We start from the raw sequence: 15,518 nt of genomic DNA on the forward strand, positions 1-15,518 counted from the left end.
GCATCCGGGTGGTCTGCGAAGGCCCTGCCCTAAAATCCTGTCCTTCCTTCGCCTGCCGCGCGGCAGCTTGCCGGCCCATGCCGGCAGCCGACGATGTGCGCGGCCTCCCCCGTCTGGATTCCCATGAGCGACACCCCCGAACAACCGGGCCTGGCCGGCCTGTCCAAGTCCTTTGAACCCGCAGCCCTCGAAGCCCACTGGGGCCCCGAGTGGGAAAAGCGCGGCTACGCGAAGGCCGGCTTTCGCGGCACGCAGCAACCCCAGGAAGGCGCACCCTCCTTCTCGATCCAGCTGCCGCCGCCGAACGTGACGGGCACGCTGCACATGGGCCATGCCTTCAACCAGACCATCATGGACAGCCTCACGCGCTACCACCGCATGGCGGGCGCGAACACGCTGTGGGTGCCGGGCACCGACCATGCGGGCATTGCCACGCAGATCGTGGTGGAGCGCCAGCTGCAGGGCCAGGGCCAGAGCCGCCATGACCTGGGCCGCAAGAACTTCGTCTCGCGCGTGTGGGAGTGGAAGCAGCAGTCGGGCAACACCATCACCAACCAGATGCGCCGCATGGGCGACACGGTGGACTGGAGCCGCGAATACTTCACCATGGACGACAAGCTGTCCAAGGTGGTGACCGAGACCTTCGTGCGCCTGTACGAGGAGGGCCTGATCTACCGCGGCAAGCGCCTGGTGAACTGGGACCCGGAGCTCAAGAGCGCCGTGAGCGACCTCGAAGTGGAAAGCGAGGAGGAAGATGGCTTCCTCTGGCACATCGCCTACCCGCTCGAAGACGGCAGCGGCAGCCTGACGGTGGCCACCACGCGCCCCGAGACCATGCTGGGCGACGTGGCCGTGATGGTGCACCCCGAGGACGAGCGCTACACCGCGCTGATCGGCAAGCAGGTGCGCCTGCCGCTGGTCCAGCGTCTGATCCCCATCATTGCCGACGACTACGTGGATCGCGAGTTCGGCACCGGCGTGGTGAAGGTCACGCCGGCGCACGACACCAACGACTATGCGGTGGGCCAGCGCCATGGCCTGCCCATGATCAGCGTGCTGACGCTGGACGCAAAAATCAACGAGAACGCGCCTGAAAAGTACCGCGGGCTGGACCGCTTCGTCGCGCGCAAGGCCGTGGTGGCCGACCTGGAAGCGGCCGGCGCGCTGGTCGAGACCAAGAAGCACAAGCTGATGGTGCCGCGCTGCGCGCGCACGGGCCAGGTGATCGAACCCATGCTGACGGACCAGTGGTTCGTGGCGATGAGCAAGCCCAGCGAGAAGGAGCCGGGCGGCAAGTCCATCGCGCAAAAGGCCATCGATGCCGTGCAGTCGGGCGAAGTGCGCTTCGTGCCCGAGAACTGGGTCAACACCTACAACCAGTGGATGAACAACATCCAGGACTGGTGCATCAGCCGCCAGCTCTGGTGGGGCCACCAGATCCCGGCCTGGTACGACGAGGACGGCAAGGTGTACGTGGCGCGCAGTGAGGAAGATGCGCGCCAGCAGGCCCCGGGCAAGGCGCTCACGCGCGACGAGGACGTGCTGGACACCTGGTATTCGTCGGCGCTGGTTCCTTTCTCCTCGCTGGGCTGGCCCCAGGCGCTGGACGACAAGAACGCGCTGAAAGACTACGACCTCTACCTGCCCTCCACCACGCTGGTCACGGGCTACGACATCATCTTCTTCTGGGTCGCCCGGATGATCATGATGACCACGCACTTCACGGGCCGCGTGCCCTTCAAGCACGTGTACATCCACGGCCTGGTGCGCGACGCGCAGGGCAAGAAGATGTCCAAGTCCGAAGGCAACGTGCTCGATCCGGTGGACCTGATCGACGGCATTGCGCTGGAGCCGCTGCTGGACAAGCGCACCACCGGCCTGCGCAAGCCCGAGACCGCCCCCAAGGTGCGCAAGCAGACCGAGAAGGAATTCCCGGAAGGCATCCCGGCCTATGGCGCCGATGCGCTGCGCTTCACCTTCGCGGCGCTGGCCTCACTGGGCCGCAGCATCAACTTCGACTCCAAGCGCTGCGAGGGTTATCGCAACTTCTGCAACAAGCTGTGGAACGCCACGCGCTTCGTGCTGATGAATTGCGAAGGGCAAGATTGTGGGCTGAAGGAGCACACCAAAGCCGAATGCCAGCCCGGCGGTGCCGCGCACGGCTACATGCACTTCAGCCAGGCCGACCGCTGGATCGCCTCGCAGCTGCAGCGCGTGGAAGCCGAAGTGGCGCAGGGCTTTGCCGACTACCGCCTGGACAACGTGGCCAACGCCATCTACCAGTTCGCGTGGGACGCCTTCTGCGACTGGTACCTGGAAATCGCCAAGGTGCAGATCCAGACCGGCAACGAGGCCCAGCAGCGCGGCACGCGCCGCACCCTGATCCGCACGCTGGAGGCGCTGCTGCGCCTGGCGCACCCGATCATCCCCTTCATCACCGAGGAGCTGTGGCAGAAGGTCGCCCCGGTGGCCGGGCGGGCGGGCGAGTCCATCATGGTTGCGGCCTACCCCGTGGCGCAGCCCGAGAAGATCGACGAAGCGGCCGAAGCCCACGTGCTCAGGCTCAAGTCGCTGGTGGCGGCCTGCCGCACGCTGCGCGGCGAGATGAACGTCTCTCCCGCACAGCGACTGCCGCTGTTCGCGCTGGCCGAAAGCCCGGCCGAGGCCGAGTTCCTGCAGGGCGCCGCCAGCGTGCTGCAGGCGCTGGCCAAGCTCAGCGAAGTGAAGGTCTTCACCGACGAGGCCGCCTGGGCTGCAGCAGCGCAGGCCGCGCCCGTGGCCGTGGTGGGCGGTGCGCGCCTGGCGCTGCATGTGGAGATCGACGTGGCCGCCGAGCGCGTGCGCCTGGGCAAGGAGATCGCGCGGCTGGAGGGCGAGATCGCCAAGGCCAACGGCAAGCTGGGCAACGAATCCTTCGTGGCACGGGCCCCGGCGGCCGTCATCGAGCAGGAAAAGCAGCGCCTGGCGGACTTTTCGGCGGCCCTGACGCGCCTGCAGGCCCAGTTGCAGCGCCTTGGCTGACAACGAATGAGGACGGGCGTCCTCTACGATAGGCAGCCCGTCTTCTGTTTTCCACTTCTTCGTACCGACTCATGCCCACTTCGACGCGCATCCGCAAGGCTGTCTTCCCCGTTGCCGGCTTCGGCACCCGCTTCCTTCCGGCCACCAAGGCGCAGCCCAAGGAAATGCTGCCGGTGGTGGACAAGCCGCTGATCCAGTACGCCGTCGAAGAGGCCTACGCGGCCGGCATCCGCGACATGATCTTCGTCACCGGCCGCAACAAGCGGGCCATCGAAGACCATTACGACACGGCCTACGAGCTGGAAAGCCAGCTCGAGGCCAGCGGCAAGGACGCGCTGCTGCACATCGCCCGCTCGGTCGCGCCCGAGGACATGACCTGCTCCTATGTGCGCCAGCCGCGCATGCTGGGCCTGGGCCACGCCGTGCTGTGCGCCGAGCACCTGGTGGGCGATCAGCCCTTTGCCGTGCTGCTGGCCGATGACCTGATGGTCGGCCCCAAGGGCGGCGAAGGCGTGCTCGCGCAGATGGTTCGCAACTTCAACAACCTGGGCGGCTCGGTGCTGGCGGTGCAGGAAGTGCCGCTGGACCAGGTCAAGCGCTACGGCATCGTGGCCGGCGACGCCATGGGCAACAGCCTGACCAAGGTCAGCGCCATGGTCGAGAAGCCCTCGCCCGAGAAGGCGCCCTCGCGCCTGGGCGTGGCCGGCCGCTACATCCTCACGCCCGGCGTGTTCGACGAGATCCGCAACCAGCCCAAGGGCGCGGGCGGCGAGATCCAGCTGACCGACGGCATCGCCTCGCTGCTGAAGAAGGAGAGCGTGTATGCCTATGCCTACCAGGGCACGCGCTACGACTGCGGCGCCAAGGAAGGCTTCCTGCAGGCCACCGTGGAGCTGGCCCTGGCGCACGCCGAAGTCGGGGACTCCTTCCGCGACTACCTGCGCACGCTCAAGCTCTGAGGGCCACGCGCCTGCGGCCCACGAGCCCGGCCTTGCGCCGGGCTTTTCTTCTTGTGCGCGGCTCAGCGCCGCTTGAGCACGTGGATGAAGTCCGTTCCCTGTGTCTGCTGCTCCATCAGCGCATTGCCGGTCTGGCGCGCAAAGGCCTGGAAGTCGCGCAGCGAGCCCGGGTCGGTGGACACGACCTTGAGCAGCTGGCCACTTTCCATGTCGTTGAGCGCCTTCTTGGCCTTGAGGATGGGCAAGGGGCAGTTCAGGCCCCGCGTGTCGATCTCGCGGTCGATGCTCAGCGGGGCTGCCGCAGCGGCCGGGGCTTGGGTGTCTTGATCAACGCTCATGACCCATTCTCCGATGAAGGCGGCTGATCCAGCCCGCGCCGCCGTTCCTCATTTTCCTGCGCGGTGAAGAACACGGGCTCATGGCCGCGCGTGCGCAGCCAGTCCGCCAGCGCATAGCCTGTGCCGGCAGGCCAGCACTTCAGATCGGGCAGGTCGTAGAGCCGGTAGTCCACCAGCTCAGGCGAGAGCTTCACCTCGCCTTCTGCCACCACGTGGTAGGCAATGATGACCTGGTTCATGCGCGTGAACTCATAGGCACCCACGATGCTGCTGCTGAGCACGTCGAGGTTGGTCTCTTCCTTGACCTCGCGCGCAATGCCTTCCTGTGGCGACTCGCCCGCTTCCATGAAGCCCGTGATCAGCGCGAACATCTTGCCCGGCCAGGCCGCATTGCGTGCCAGCAGCACCTGGCCGCGGTATTCGACGATGGCCGCCAGGACCGGCGTGGGATTGCCCCAGTGCGTGTGGCCGCAGTTGACGCAGCGCAGCCGCTCCTTCGGGCCGCCGTCTTCCATCAGGGCGATCCATTCGAGCGGCGTGGCGCAGTCGGGGCAGAAGCGGGGGAGTTTCATGGCGGGGAGTCTCTGCGTTGTCGCGCATCCGGCGTGTCGCCCACGCGAACAGGGGGGATCAGGCCGGGAACACGCCGGTGGACAGATAACGGTCACCGCGGTCGCAGACCACAAAGACGATGGTCGCGTTCTCCACGGTCTTGGACACCTCCAGCGCCACCCACAACGCCCCCGCGGCCGAGATGCCGCCGAAGATGCCCTCTTCGCGCGCCAGGCGCCGGGCCATCTCCTCGGCCTCGTCCTGGCTCACGTTCACCACCTGATCCACGCGCGAGGGGTCGTAGATCTTGGGCAGGTACTCCTGCGGCCACTTGCGGATGCCCGGGATGCGCGAGCCTTCGTCGGGCTGCGCGCCCACGATCTGGATGGCCGGGTTCTTTTCCTTGAGGAAGCGCGAGACGCCCGTGATGGTGCCCGTGGTGCCCATCGCGCTCACGAAGTGGGTGATGCGCCCGCCGGTCTGGGCCCACAGCTCGGGGCCCGTCGTTTCATAGTGGATGCGCGGGTTGTCGGGGTTGGCGAACTGGTCCAGCACGCGGCCCTTGCCCTGCGCCACCATCTGGTCGGCCAGGTCGCGCGCGTATTCCATGCCACCGCTCTTGGGCGTGAGGATCAGCTCGGCGCCGAAGGCCTTCATGGTCTGCGCACGCTCGACGGACAGGTCCTCCGGCATGATCAGCAGCATGCGGTAGCCCTTGATGGCCGCCGCCATGGCCAGCGCGATGCCGGTGTTGCCCGAAGTCGCCTCGATCAGCGTGTCGCCGGGCTTGATCTCGCCGCGCTCCTCGGCCCGCCGGATCATCGATAGCGCCGGGCGGTCCTTCACGGAGCCTGCCGGGTTGTTGCCCTCCAGCTTGGCCAGGATCACGTTGCCGCGCTGCGCGTTGCGTGCCGCGTCGATGCGCTGCAGCGCCACCAGCGGTGTCTGGCCGACGGCGTCTTCAAGGGTGGGGTAGGAATGGGTCATGGAACAAGCTTAGGACAACTGCGAAGCCAGGGCGCCGCGGGGTCGCCGAATCGGCGAGGCGGCTGGGCACTGTGCCATAATTTTGGGCTGTCTCAGCCTTTCCTGCCGGAGTGGTGAAATTGGTAGACGCAGGGGACTCAAAATCCCCCGCCGCAAGGCGTGCCGGTTCGATTCCGGCCTCCGGCACCAAAAAAAGCATGGCCCGCCCTTGGCGGGCCTTTTGCTTTTTGGCGCCGCCTTCGCGCATGCAATCGCTCCGGCACGCCGTGGGCGTGCATGTGATCGTCCGCTCAGTCGTGTGAACGAGGCTTCGATTCCGGCCTCCTGGGTTGCGGCCAATACGAGGGCTCAAGACGCCGCCAATCCCTCACGCACCGTGGGATAGCGCAGCCGCACGCCCAGCTCACGCTTCATGCGACGGTTGTCGAGCCGGCGCGATTCGCTCATGAAACTCAGCTGCATGGGCGTGAGCTGTTGCTGCGCTTCGGCCCGCGCCACGCGCGGCGGACACGGCAGGCCGTAGAGGCCGGCCGCCAGGTCGAAGTAGTCGCCCATCTGCAGCTCGCTGTCGTCGCTGACGTGAAAGACGCGCCCGCCGCGTGCGCGGTACAGCGCGGCGATGCAGGCGCGCGCCAGGTCGTCGGCATGGATGTGGTTCGTGAAGACATCGTCCTGCGGCTGCAGCACGGGCGTGCCGCGCAGCAGCCTCGCACGCGGCGTGCCGCCTTCGCGGTCGGGCGCGTAGATGCCAGGAATGCGCAGGATGCCGGTGCGCACCTGCAGGCCGCGGCCCAGCCAGCGCACCTGGCGTTCGGCCGCCACGCGGCGCAAGGCGCGCGCGGTGCCGGCCTGCACGCCGCGCGTTTCGGGCACGCGTGCGCCTTCGCAATCGCCGTACACGCCGCTGGTGGAGCCATAGACCAGCGACAGCGGCGGCGTGCGCTGGCGCAGCAGGCGCACCACGGCCTCGGTGCGGCGGTCGCGCACGACGGCCTCGTGCGTCGCCGCTTCGCCCTCATCGGCGCGCGGCGGCGGCGCCAGGTGCAGCACGCGCGTGCCCAGCCCCGCCAGCCGGTGCAGCGTGGCGGGCGCGTCCAGATCGCCGATCAGCGCTCGTGCACCGGCCGCGCGCAACGCAGGCACGCGTTGCGGCGAGGACGTGAGGGCCAGCACCTGCATGCGCCCCTGCAGGGCGCGCAGCACGCGCGTACCCACGTCGCCGCAGCCGATGATGAGCAGCCGCTCGCGCCGGAAGCGCGCCGGCAGCGCGCCGAGGGGGGACTGGTTTGAAGGCAAAATCGAGGGTTCCCTGACGAAGAAAGCCTGAAGCAAGGAGGCCCTCACGATTCTCGAAAAGTGAAGTGCGTTCCCCAAAGGGCCGAAGAATAGCCATGAGCCTTGTCGGCACCGCGGATGCGGGCTTTTCCATCACTGTAGAGCCCAGCGGGCGCGCCTTCACCGTTGAAGGCAACGAGACCATCCTTTCGGCGGCGATCCGCCAGGGCGTGGGCCTGCCCTATGGCTGCAAGGACGGCGCCTGCGGCTCGTGCAAGTGCAAGATGCTCGCGGGCACGGTGACGCTCGACAGCCACCAGAGCAAGGCCCTGTCGGCCGACGAGGAACTGGCGGGCCTGATCCTGACCTGCCGCGCGCACCCGACCAGCGACGTGGTGCTGGAGTCGCGCCAGGTCACCGAGGCAGGTGCCTTCCCCATCCGCAAGATGCCCGTGCGCGTGCGCGCGCTGAGCAGGCTCTCGCATGACGTGATGCAGATCCAGCTGCAGCTGCCGGCCGGCGAGCCCATGCAGTTCCATGCCGGGCAGTACATCGAATTCATCCTGCGTGACGGCGCACGGCGCAGCTACTCCATGGCCAATGCGCCGCACACGCTGCATGCGCCCGGCGCAGGCGTGGAGCTGCATGTGCGCCACATGCCCGGCGGCAAGTTCACCGACCATGTGTTCGGCGCGATGAAGGAAAAGGAGATCCTTCGCGTCGAAGGCCCCTACGGCAGCTTCTTCCTGCGCGAGGAATCGACCAAGCCCATCGTGCTGCTGGCGTCGGGCACCGGCTTTGCGCCGATCAAGGCGCTCATCGAACACATGCAGTTCAAGAACCTCACGCGGCCCACCGTGCTGTACTGGGGCGGCCGCCGGCCCGAAGACCTGTACATGGACGACTGGCTGCGCGAGCGCGAGGCGCTGATGCCGCACCTGCGCTACGTGCCCGTGGTCTCCAACGCCACGCCCGAAGACAACTGGACCGGCCGCACGGGCTTCGTGCACCAGGCCGTGCTGGAAGACCTGCCCGATCTGTCGGGCCATCAGGTCTATGCCTGCGGCGCGCCGGTGGTGGTGGAATCGGCCCGGCGCGACTATGTGGCGCTGGCCGGCCTGCCCGACGAAGAGTTCTACGCCGACGCCTTCACGAGCGAAGCCGACAAGGCCCTGCCCTGAGCCACTTCAGGCATTGACGCGCAGGCCACGGGCGGCGGCCCGGTTCGTGCGCTCTCACCAAAGGTCATAGCGCCGCTGGTCGATTGCTCGTGCCTGGGCCGGCACGTATCTTGACCGGCAAGCGGATGGGCTGATGGCCGCCTGGTGCAGGCCCCCGCAGGGAGCCGCCCACCATGCCGATCCGAGCCCTGTCCGACCGTCGCCTGCTGATGTTGCTGCTGGCCGGCGCAGCCCTGTGGAGCGCCGGCACCACCCAGACCCTGCGCGCCGCCGAGCCAGCCAAGGACCATCCGCTGGTCGGCCGCTACGAAGGCGCGGTGCTGGAGGCCTACAAGGGCTCCTCGTACGACGAGGCCGCACTGATCCAGGAGCCGCTGCAGAACTGGGGCGGCGCGCGGCCGCAGCGCCTGAAGGTCGAAGGCAAGGTGGGCCTGTACTACTACAGCCTGCCCGCGGAACGCTCCACGCTGGAAGTGCTGCGCAACTACGAGGCCAGCCTCCGGGCCAAGGGCTTCGAGCTGCTGTTCAGCTGCGCGACCAGCGACGCCTCCTGCTACCAGCCGCGACCGAATTCGGTGCCCACCACTGCGCCCTATGACTTCGCGCTCGCCTTCGACGAGCCGGAATGGCCGCGCCTGGGCAAGCGCGGTGACTACGTCCGCAACTACTTCAGCACGAATGCGCGCTACCTGCTGGCCCGGCGCGCCACACCGCAGGGCACGGTCTACGCCAGCATCGCGCTGTCGGAACACCGTCCCGAAGTGGGCAACTACGCCTTCGTGCGCGTGGTGGAAAGCAAGGCCATGGACAGCGACCGGATCGTGTTCGTCGATGCCACGGCCATGGCCCGGAGCCTGGCGGGCAACGGCCGCGTGGCCCTCTACGGCATCCTCTTCGACACCGACAAGGCCGAGCTCCAACCCGCCTCGCGTCCCACGCTCGACGAGATGGTCAAACTGATGCGCAGCCAGCCGCAGCTCAAACTGCAGGTGGTGGGCCACACCGACAACCAGGGCGGCGATGCGCACAACCGGGACCTGTCACAGCGCCGCAGCGTGGCCGTGGTGGCGGCGCTGGTGCAGGCCGGCGTAGACCCGAGGCGGCTCACGCATCGCGGCGCGGGGCCGGTCGAACCCGTGGCTCCCAACGACAGCGAGGCCGGTCGCGCAAAGAACCGGCGCGTGGAACTGGTGAAGCAGTAGCGGGCACCAGCACCGCGCGCACATCGCTGGCGGACTGCGCAGGTACGGGCAGTCCCGCCTGCCAACGCCCGGCTCGACGGCGACAATGGCCGCATGAACAAGAGACACCACCTGATCTCGCTGCTCGGCACCGCCGCCGCGCTCAGCTTTGCCGCCCCTCTGGTCCAGGCCCAGCAGACACACACCGTGCGCCTGGTCGTGCCCTACGCCGCCGGCGGCCCCATCGACGTCACCGCACGCGCGCTGGCTGAGCGCGTGAAGGATGCGCTGGGCGGACCCGTCATCATCGACAACAAGCCCGGCGCGGGCGGCAACATCGGCGCCGACATCGTCGCCAAGGCCGCGCCCGACGGACTGACCATCGGCATCGCCGCCACGGCCACCCACGCGGTGAACCCCTGGCTCTACAGCAAGATGCCCTTCAATGCAGCCACCGACTTCACGCCGGTGACGCAGATGGTGCGCGTGCCCAATGTGCTGGTGATGAACGCCGAGGTCGCGCAGCGCCTGAAGATCAACACGCTCAAGGACCTGATCTCCTACGCCAAGGCCAACCCCGGCAAGCTCAACTACGCCAGCGGCGGCAACGGCAGCGCCGGCCACCTGGCCGGCGAGATGTTCAAGAAGGAAGCGGGCATCTTTGCCGTGCACATTCCCTACAACGGCGGCAACCCTGCGCAGCTGGCACTGCTATCGGGCCAGGTGGACTTCAACTTCGACAACCTGGCCACCGCGGCGCCCAACATCAAGTCCGGCAAGCTCAAGCCCATCGCCGTCACCACCTTGGCCCGCAGCCCCATGCTGCCCGAGGTGCCGCCCGTGGCCGATGTGCTCAAGGGCTTCGCCATCGACACCTGGTGGGGTCTGGTCGCGCCGGCAGGCACGCCGCAACCGGTGCTCGACAAACTCAACCAGGCCTTCGTGGCGGCATTGCAGGCCCCCGAGACCAAGACCCGCTTCGCGGCGTTGATGGCTGAACCCGTGGGCAACACCAGCGCCCAGTTCGGCGCCTTCATGAAGGCGGAGCTCGCCAAGTACGAGCGGGTGGTCAAGGCCACCGGCGCCAAGGTCGATTGAGACTGTGGCGGGCCTTCGAGGCCCGCCCTTCGGCGACTGCCGAACCCATGGAAAAAGCCCGGCCCTTCTTGCGAAGGACCGGGCTTCTTGCGAAATGGTGCCGCTTGTCGGAATCGAACTGACGACCTACCGCTTACAAGGCGGGTGCTCTACCAACTGAGCTAAAGCGGCGAACCTGCGATTCTACTGGCTGCAAACGCGAGCCCTCGGCTCGCGCCACGCCCCTTACTTGACGCGCTTGAGCGCCGGCCGTCCGCCCGGGCCGCCGGGCCTGGGCGGCTCGCCGTCCGCGCCCTCATCGGCCGTGGAGGCATCGTCCGGCGCCGTGTCGGCTTCGTCGGCCACCAGCTGCATCACGCGCGCCTCTTCAGCTGCGGGGGCCGCAGGCTGGGCATTCGCCGTCGTCGCCTGCTCGGCAATCACCGGCGGGAAAGCCATGCCCTGCCCGTTCTCACGCGCATAGATGGCCACCACGCGGCCCACGGGCACGATGATGTCGCGCGCAGTGCCTGCGAAGCGGGCCTTGAACTCGATGAATTCATTGCCCAGCTTGAGCGAACTCGTGGCGTCGTAGCTCACATTGAGCACGATCTCGCCGTTCTTCACGTACTCGCGCGGCACCTGCACGTTCTCATCGACCTGCACCGCCAGATAGGGCGTGAAGCCGTTGTCGGTGCACCATTCGTAGAGAGCGCGGATCAGGTAAGGCCGCAGCGAGGACGATTCGAGCGCGTTGATCATTGAAAGCAGCAAGCAGGCAGGCGGGCAGACGAAGGCGGCGCTTTCTTACTTGCGCATCACCTTCTCGGACGGGGTCAGCGCCTCGATGTAGGCGGGGCGGGAGAAGATGCGCTCGGCGTACTTCAACAGCGGGGCGGCGTTCTTGCTCAGGTCGATGCCGTAGTAGTCCAGGCGCCACAGCAGCGGTGCGATGGCCACGTCCAGCATCGAGAAGTTCTCGCCCAGCATGTACTTGTTCTTCAGGAACACGGGGGCCAGCTGCGTGAGACGGTCACGGATGTGCGAACGCGCCTTTTCCAGCGCCTTCTCGTTGCCCTTGACGCTGCGGTTTTCCAGCGTGGAGACATGCACGAACAGCTCCTTCTCGAAGTTCAGCAGGAACAGACGCACGCGCGCGCGGTCGACCGGGTCGCCGGGCATCAGCTGCGGGTGCGGGAAGCGCTCGTCGATGTACTCGTTGATGATGTTCGACTCGTACAGGATCAGGTCACGCTCGACCAGGATGGGCACCTGGCCATAGGGGTTCATGACGCTGATGTCCTCCGGCTTGTTGTAAAGGTCAACGTCGCGGATCTCGAAGTCCATTCCCTTCTCAAAAAGCACGAAACGGCAGCGGTGGGAAAAAGGACAGGTCGTTCCGGAATACAGCACCATCATGGCGAAAGGCTCCTCAAAATCAAAAGGAGTGGGTTTGCCTCAGGCAACCCACTCCAAGGTCACAAGCAACCGGCGTCGCCCTCAACGGCGGCGCCGGTCTTCATGCACGTTCACTTCACATCTTTCCAGTACGCCGCATTGAGGCGCCACACCAGAACGAGCAACACGCTCAGGAACAACATCACCCACACGCCCAGTCGCACCCGCGCGTTCTGCGCCGGTTCGGCCATCCATTGCATGTAAGCCACGAGGTCACCCATGGCCTGATCGTACTGTGCGGACGTCATGGCGCCGGGCTTGACCTGCTCCCAGCCCTTGACGACCACCGATTCGTGGCCGCCGTGGCTGATTTTCTCGAACACCGGCCGGCGTTCGCCTTGCAGCTCCCACAGCACATGCGGCATGCCCACGCTGGGGTAAGCCAGGTTGTTCCAGCCCGTGGCCTTGGTGTCGTCGCGGTAGTAGGTGCGCAGGTAAGTGTAGAGATAGTCAGCTCCACTGCCCTTGCCCACGGCCGCACGCGAACGCGCCACCAGGGTCAGGTCCGGAGGCACACCTCCAAACCACTCCTTGGCCTCGCGCGGCTCGATGTTGGCCTTCATCGTGTCCCCGACCTTTTCGGTCGTGAACAGGAGATTGTCCTTGATTTGCTGCTCGCTCAGTCCGATCTCCTGCAGGCGGTTGTAGCGCATGAAGGCGGCCGAGTGGCAGCTGAGGCAGTAATTGACGAAGAGCTTGGCGCCATGCTGGAGCGCGGCCAGGTCGTTGGTCCGGTCAGGCGCCTTGTCCCAGGGGATGCCGCCTTCGGCCGCATGCGCGCCGAAGCTCATGCTCAGCGCCGTGATCATCGTGAGGATCAGTTTCTTCATGAGGTCAGTCTCCGGGCTCAGTGCGCCGAGTAGGTCACGCGGTCAGGCACAGTCTTGAACTGACCCAGACGCGTCCACCAGGGCATGAGCAGGAAGAAACCGAAGTAGAACAGCGTGCCCGCCTGCGACACCCGCTCGCCGATGGGCGACGGCGGCTGCACGCCCAGGTAGGCCAGCACCACGAAGTTCACCACGAACACGCCATACAGGTACTTGTGCCAGTCGGGGCGGTAGCGGATGGACTTGACCGGGCTGTGGTCCAGCCAGGGCAGGAAGAACAGGATGATCACGGCACCGCCCATGACCACCACGCCCCAGAACTTGGCATCGATGCCCAGCATCAGCACACAGGCCACCACGGCGGCGACCACGACGGCGCCCTTGGCAATCGAACTCAGCCGCGTCTTGAGCACGGCAAAGGCGGCGCCGCCCACCACGCAGGCGATCAGCACATACATCATCTCGGTCGTGATGGCACGCAGCATCGAGTAGAAGGGCGTGAAGTACCAGACCGGAGCGATGTGGTTGGGCGTCTTGAGCGGATCGGCCGGGATGAAGTTGTTGTACTCCAGGAAGTAGCCGCCCATCTCGGGAGCGAAGAAGATCACCGCCGAGAACACCATCAGGAAGATCACCACGCCCAGTGCGTCGTGCACCGTGTAGTAGGGGTGGAAGGGAATGCCGTCCAGCGGCTTGCCGTTCTCGTCCTTGGTGGCCTTGATCTCCACACCGTCGGGGTTGTTGGAGCCCACGTCGTGCAGCGCCAGCAGGTGCGCCACCACCAGGCCCAGCAGCACCAGCGGCACCGCGATCACGTGGAAGCTGAAGAAGCGGTTGAGGGTGGCGTCGCTGACCACGTAGTCACCGCGGATCAGCAGTGCCAGGTCGGGGCCGACCAGCGGCACGGCGGCGAACAGGTTCACGATCACCTGCGCGCCCCAGTAGCTCATCTGGCCCCAGGGCAGCAGGTAGCCCATGAAGGCCTCGGCCATCAGGCACAGGAAGATCGCGCAGCCGAAGATCCAGACCAGCTCGCGCGGCTTGCGATAGCTGCCGTAGAGCAGGCCGCGGAACATGTGCAGGTACACGACCACGAAGAAGGCCGAAGCGCCCGTGGAGTGCATGTAGCGGATCAGCCAGCCCCAGGGCACGTCGCGCATGATGTACTCGACCGAGGCGAAGGCGGTGTTCGCATCGGGCTTGTAGTGCATCACAAGGAAGATGCCGGTGACGATCTGGATCACCAGCACCAGCAGCGCCAGCGAGCCGAAGATGTACCAGAAGTTGAAGTTCTTCGGCGCGTAGTACTCCGACATGTGGACGCGGTACGCGTCGAACAGGGTCGGGAAGCGGTTGTTGAGCCAATTGCCCAGCCGTGCACCGGCGGGAGCGTTCGGCGAGATCTCCTTGAATTCAGCCATTGTCGTGCGCTCCTCAGGCCGCGGCGTCATCGCCGATCAGCAGACGCGTGTCGGTCAGGTATTTGTGTGGAGGCACCGGCAGGTTGTCGGGCGCAGGCTTGTTCTTGAACACGCGCCCGGCCAGATCGAACGTGGAGCCATGGCAGGGGCACAGAAAGCCGCCCTGCCAGTCGCTGGGCAACGAGGGCTGAGGCCCGGCCTGCAGCTTGTCGATCGGCGAGCAGCCCAGGTGGGTGCAGATGCCCACGACCACGAGGATCTCGGGCTTGATCGAGCGGCCCGTGTTCTGCGCGTACTTGGGCGTGAACTCGGCGGGGTTGCGCTGCGAATTCGGATCGGCCAGTTGGCCATCGAGCTTGGCCAGCTCTTCGAGCTGGGCCTTGGAACGCTTCAGGATCCAGACGGGGCGGCCACGCCACTCCACCGTGATCTTCTCGCCGTCCTGCATGGCGCCGATGTCCACTTCGACGGGCGCGCCTGCGGCCTTGGCCCGCTCCGATGGCTGGAATGTGCTGACGAACGGGATGGCTGTTGCCACTCCACCCACGGCCCCGGCGCAGCCGGAAGCGATCAACCAGGTCCTTTTACTTGCATCGACCTTCTTTGGACCGACCGAGATTTCACTCATGGGGCTCCTCAAAGTACTTATGTGCTGTGGGGTTAAAAGATTGTAGCGGAGCGCTTCGAGCGGCCGCACCGAAGCGGGCACCCGCGCGACAGGAATGCCGAGGCTCGGCCCTCCCTATACTCATCCCGCATTCTTCTCAATTTCATGGAGGGTCAGCATGGGTTTTTTCACCGAGTTTCGCGAGTTTGCCGTCAAGGGCAACGTGGTCGACCTGGCGGTCGGCGTGATCATCGGCGGCGCGTTCGGCAAGATCGTCGACTCCTTGGTGGCCGACATCATCATGCCCATCGTGGGCCTGATCTTCGGCAAGCTGGATTTCTCCAATCTCTATGTGGTGCTGGGCACAGTGCCCGCCGGCGTTGCCAACAACCTGGCTGAACTGAAGAAGGCGGGCGTGCCCGTGCTGGCCTACGGCAACTTCATCACCATCGCGGTGAATTTCATCATCCTGGCCTTCGTCATCTTCCTGATGGTCAAGCAGATCAACCGTCTGCGCCGCTCGACGGAAGAAGCACCTGCCGCGCCCGACACGCCGGCCGAAGACATCGTGCTGCTGCGCGAGATCCGCGACAGCCTCAAGCGTCCCTGAACCCGCGTGCTGCGGCCCTCG

Annotated in this window: 15 protein-coding genes and 2 tRNA genes; 7 read left to right on the top strand and 10 right to left on the bottom strand. The window is 66.3% G+C overall.

Annotation, left to right across the window (positions count from 1 at the left end; genetic code table 11):
* Positions 1-123 precede the first annotated feature (123 nt).
* Positions 124-3,021 (top strand): valine--tRNA ligase, encoded by a 2,898-nt coding sequence (locus tag PGB34_RS03655; protein ID WP_271426705.1) that lies wholly within the window; start codon positions 124-126, stop codon positions 3,019-3,021.
* A gap of 71 nt (positions 3,022-3,092) precedes the next feature.
* Complete coding sequence (galU, locus tag PGB34_RS03660; RefSeq protein WP_271426706.1) at positions 3,093-3,980, top strand: UTP--glucose-1-phosphate uridylyltransferase GalU; 888 nt, start codon at positions 3,093-3,095, stop codon at positions 3,978-3,980.
* A gap of 62 nt (positions 3,981-4,042) precedes the next feature.
* Here galU and PGB34_RS03665 read toward each other — a convergent pair whose 3' ends face one another.
* From PGB34_RS03665 to cysM, 3 genes are read right to left on the bottom strand one after another with little or no spacing between them, the layout of a single operon-like run.
* Complete coding sequence (locus PGB34_RS03665) at positions 4,043-4,318, bottom strand: sulfurtransferase TusA family protein (protein ID WP_408647818.1); 276 nt, start codon at positions 4,316-4,318, stop codon at positions 4,043-4,045.
* Positions 4,315-4,890 carry an NUDIX domain-containing protein gene (locus PGB34_RS03670; RefSeq protein WP_271426707.1) on the bottom strand — a complete coding sequence of 192 codons (576 nt, stop codon included), beginning with the start codon at positions 4,888-4,890 and terminating at the stop codon, positions 4,315-4,317. Before PGB34_RS03670 ends, PGB34_RS03665 begins: the two co-directional genes overlap by 4 nt.
* Before the next feature lie 58 nt (positions 4,891-4,948).
* Positions 4,949-5,857 carry a cysteine synthase CysM gene (cysM, locus tag PGB34_RS03675; protein WP_271426708.1) on the bottom strand — a complete coding sequence of 303 codons (909 nt, stop codon included), beginning with the start codon at positions 5,855-5,857 and terminating at the stop codon, positions 4,949-4,951.
* A 104-nt stretch (positions 5,858-5,961) separates the two neighbouring features.
* Here cysM and PGB34_RS03680 point away from each other — a divergent pair.
* A tRNA-Leu gene (locus PGB34_RS03680) sits at positions 5,962-6,046 on the top strand.
* 159 nt (positions 6,047-6,205) lie between these two features.
* On the opposite strand, the gene PGB34_RS03685 is transcribed toward PGB34_RS03680, so the two are convergent.
* Entirely contained in the window at positions 6,206-7,153 is a 948-nt protein-coding gene (locus PGB34_RS03685) for an NAD-dependent epimerase/dehydratase family protein (protein ID WP_271426709.1), read from the bottom strand.
* Positions 7,154-7,248: 95 nt separating this feature from the next.
* Between PGB34_RS03685 and PGB34_RS03690 the strand changes: the two genes are divergently transcribed.
* The 3 genes from PGB34_RS03690 (at position 7,249) to PGB34_RS03700 (ending at position 10,592) form a co-directional block, all read left to right on the top strand.
* Positions 7,249-8,313, top strand: coding sequence for a CDP-6-deoxy-delta-3,4-glucoseen reductase (locus PGB34_RS03690; protein ID WP_271426710.1), 1,065 nt, complete (start codon positions 7,249-7,251; stop codon positions 8,311-8,313).
* Positions 8,314-8,486: 173 nt separating this feature from the next.
* Positions 8,487-9,515, top strand: coding sequence for an OmpA family protein (locus tag PGB34_RS03695; RefSeq protein WP_271426711.1), 1,029 nt, complete (start codon positions 8,487-8,489; stop codon positions 9,513-9,515).
* 93 nt (positions 9,516-9,608) lie between these two features.
* Positions 9,609-10,592, top strand: coding sequence for a Bug family tripartite tricarboxylate transporter substrate binding protein (locus PGB34_RS03700; RefSeq protein WP_271426712.1), 984 nt, complete (start codon positions 9,609-9,611; stop codon positions 10,590-10,592).
* 95 nt (positions 10,593-10,687) lie between these two features.
* On the opposite strand, the gene PGB34_RS03705 is transcribed toward PGB34_RS03700, so the two are convergent.
* From PGB34_RS03705 to petA, 6 genes are all read right to left on the bottom strand, one after another.
* Positions 10,688-10,763: transfer RNA gene (locus tag PGB34_RS03705), tRNA-Thr, on the bottom strand.
* 54 nt (positions 10,764-10,817) lie between these two features.
* A complete protein-coding gene (locus PGB34_RS03710; protein WP_271426713.1) occupies positions 10,818-11,333 on the bottom strand; it encodes a ClpXP protease specificity-enhancing factor in 516 nt (171 codons plus the stop codon).
* Positions 11,334-11,378: 45 nt separating this feature from the next.
* Positions 11,379-11,990: a glutathione S-transferase N-terminal domain-containing protein gene (locus PGB34_RS03715; protein ID WP_225781224.1), complete on the bottom strand. Its 612-nt coding sequence runs from the start codon at positions 11,988-11,990 to the stop codon at positions 11,379-11,381.
* 110 nt (positions 11,991-12,100) lie between these two features.
* Positions 12,101-12,859, bottom strand: a complete 759-nt coding sequence (locus PGB34_RS03720; RefSeq protein ID WP_271426714.1) for a cytochrome c1 — start codon at positions 12,857-12,859, stop codon at positions 12,101-12,103.
* Positions 12,860-12,876: 17 nt separating this feature from the next.
* Positions 12,877-14,280, bottom strand: a complete 1,404-nt coding sequence (locus PGB34_RS03725) for a cytochrome b (protein ID WP_271426715.1) — start codon at positions 14,278-14,280, stop codon at positions 12,877-12,879.
* A 13-nt stretch (positions 14,281-14,293) separates the two neighbouring features.
* Entirely contained in the window at positions 14,294-14,908 is a 615-nt protein-coding gene (gene petA, locus PGB34_RS03730) for a ubiquinol-cytochrome c reductase iron-sulfur subunit (protein ID WP_271426716.1), read from the bottom strand.
* 157 nt (positions 14,909-15,065) lie between these two features.
* Between petA and mscL the strand changes: the two genes are divergently transcribed.
* Positions 15,066-15,497 (top strand): large conductance mechanosensitive channel protein MscL, encoded by a 432-nt coding sequence (mscL, locus tag PGB34_RS03735; protein ID WP_271426717.1) that lies wholly within the window; start codon positions 15,066-15,068, stop codon positions 15,495-15,497.
* The last annotated feature ends 21 nt before the right edge of the window (positions 15,498-15,518 follow it).

The organism is Xenophilus arseniciresistens (assembly GCF_028023875.1).
Classification (GTDB): domain Bacteria; phylum Pseudomonadota; class Gammaproteobacteria; order Burkholderiales; family Burkholderiaceae_C; genus Xenophilus; species Xenophilus arseniciresistens.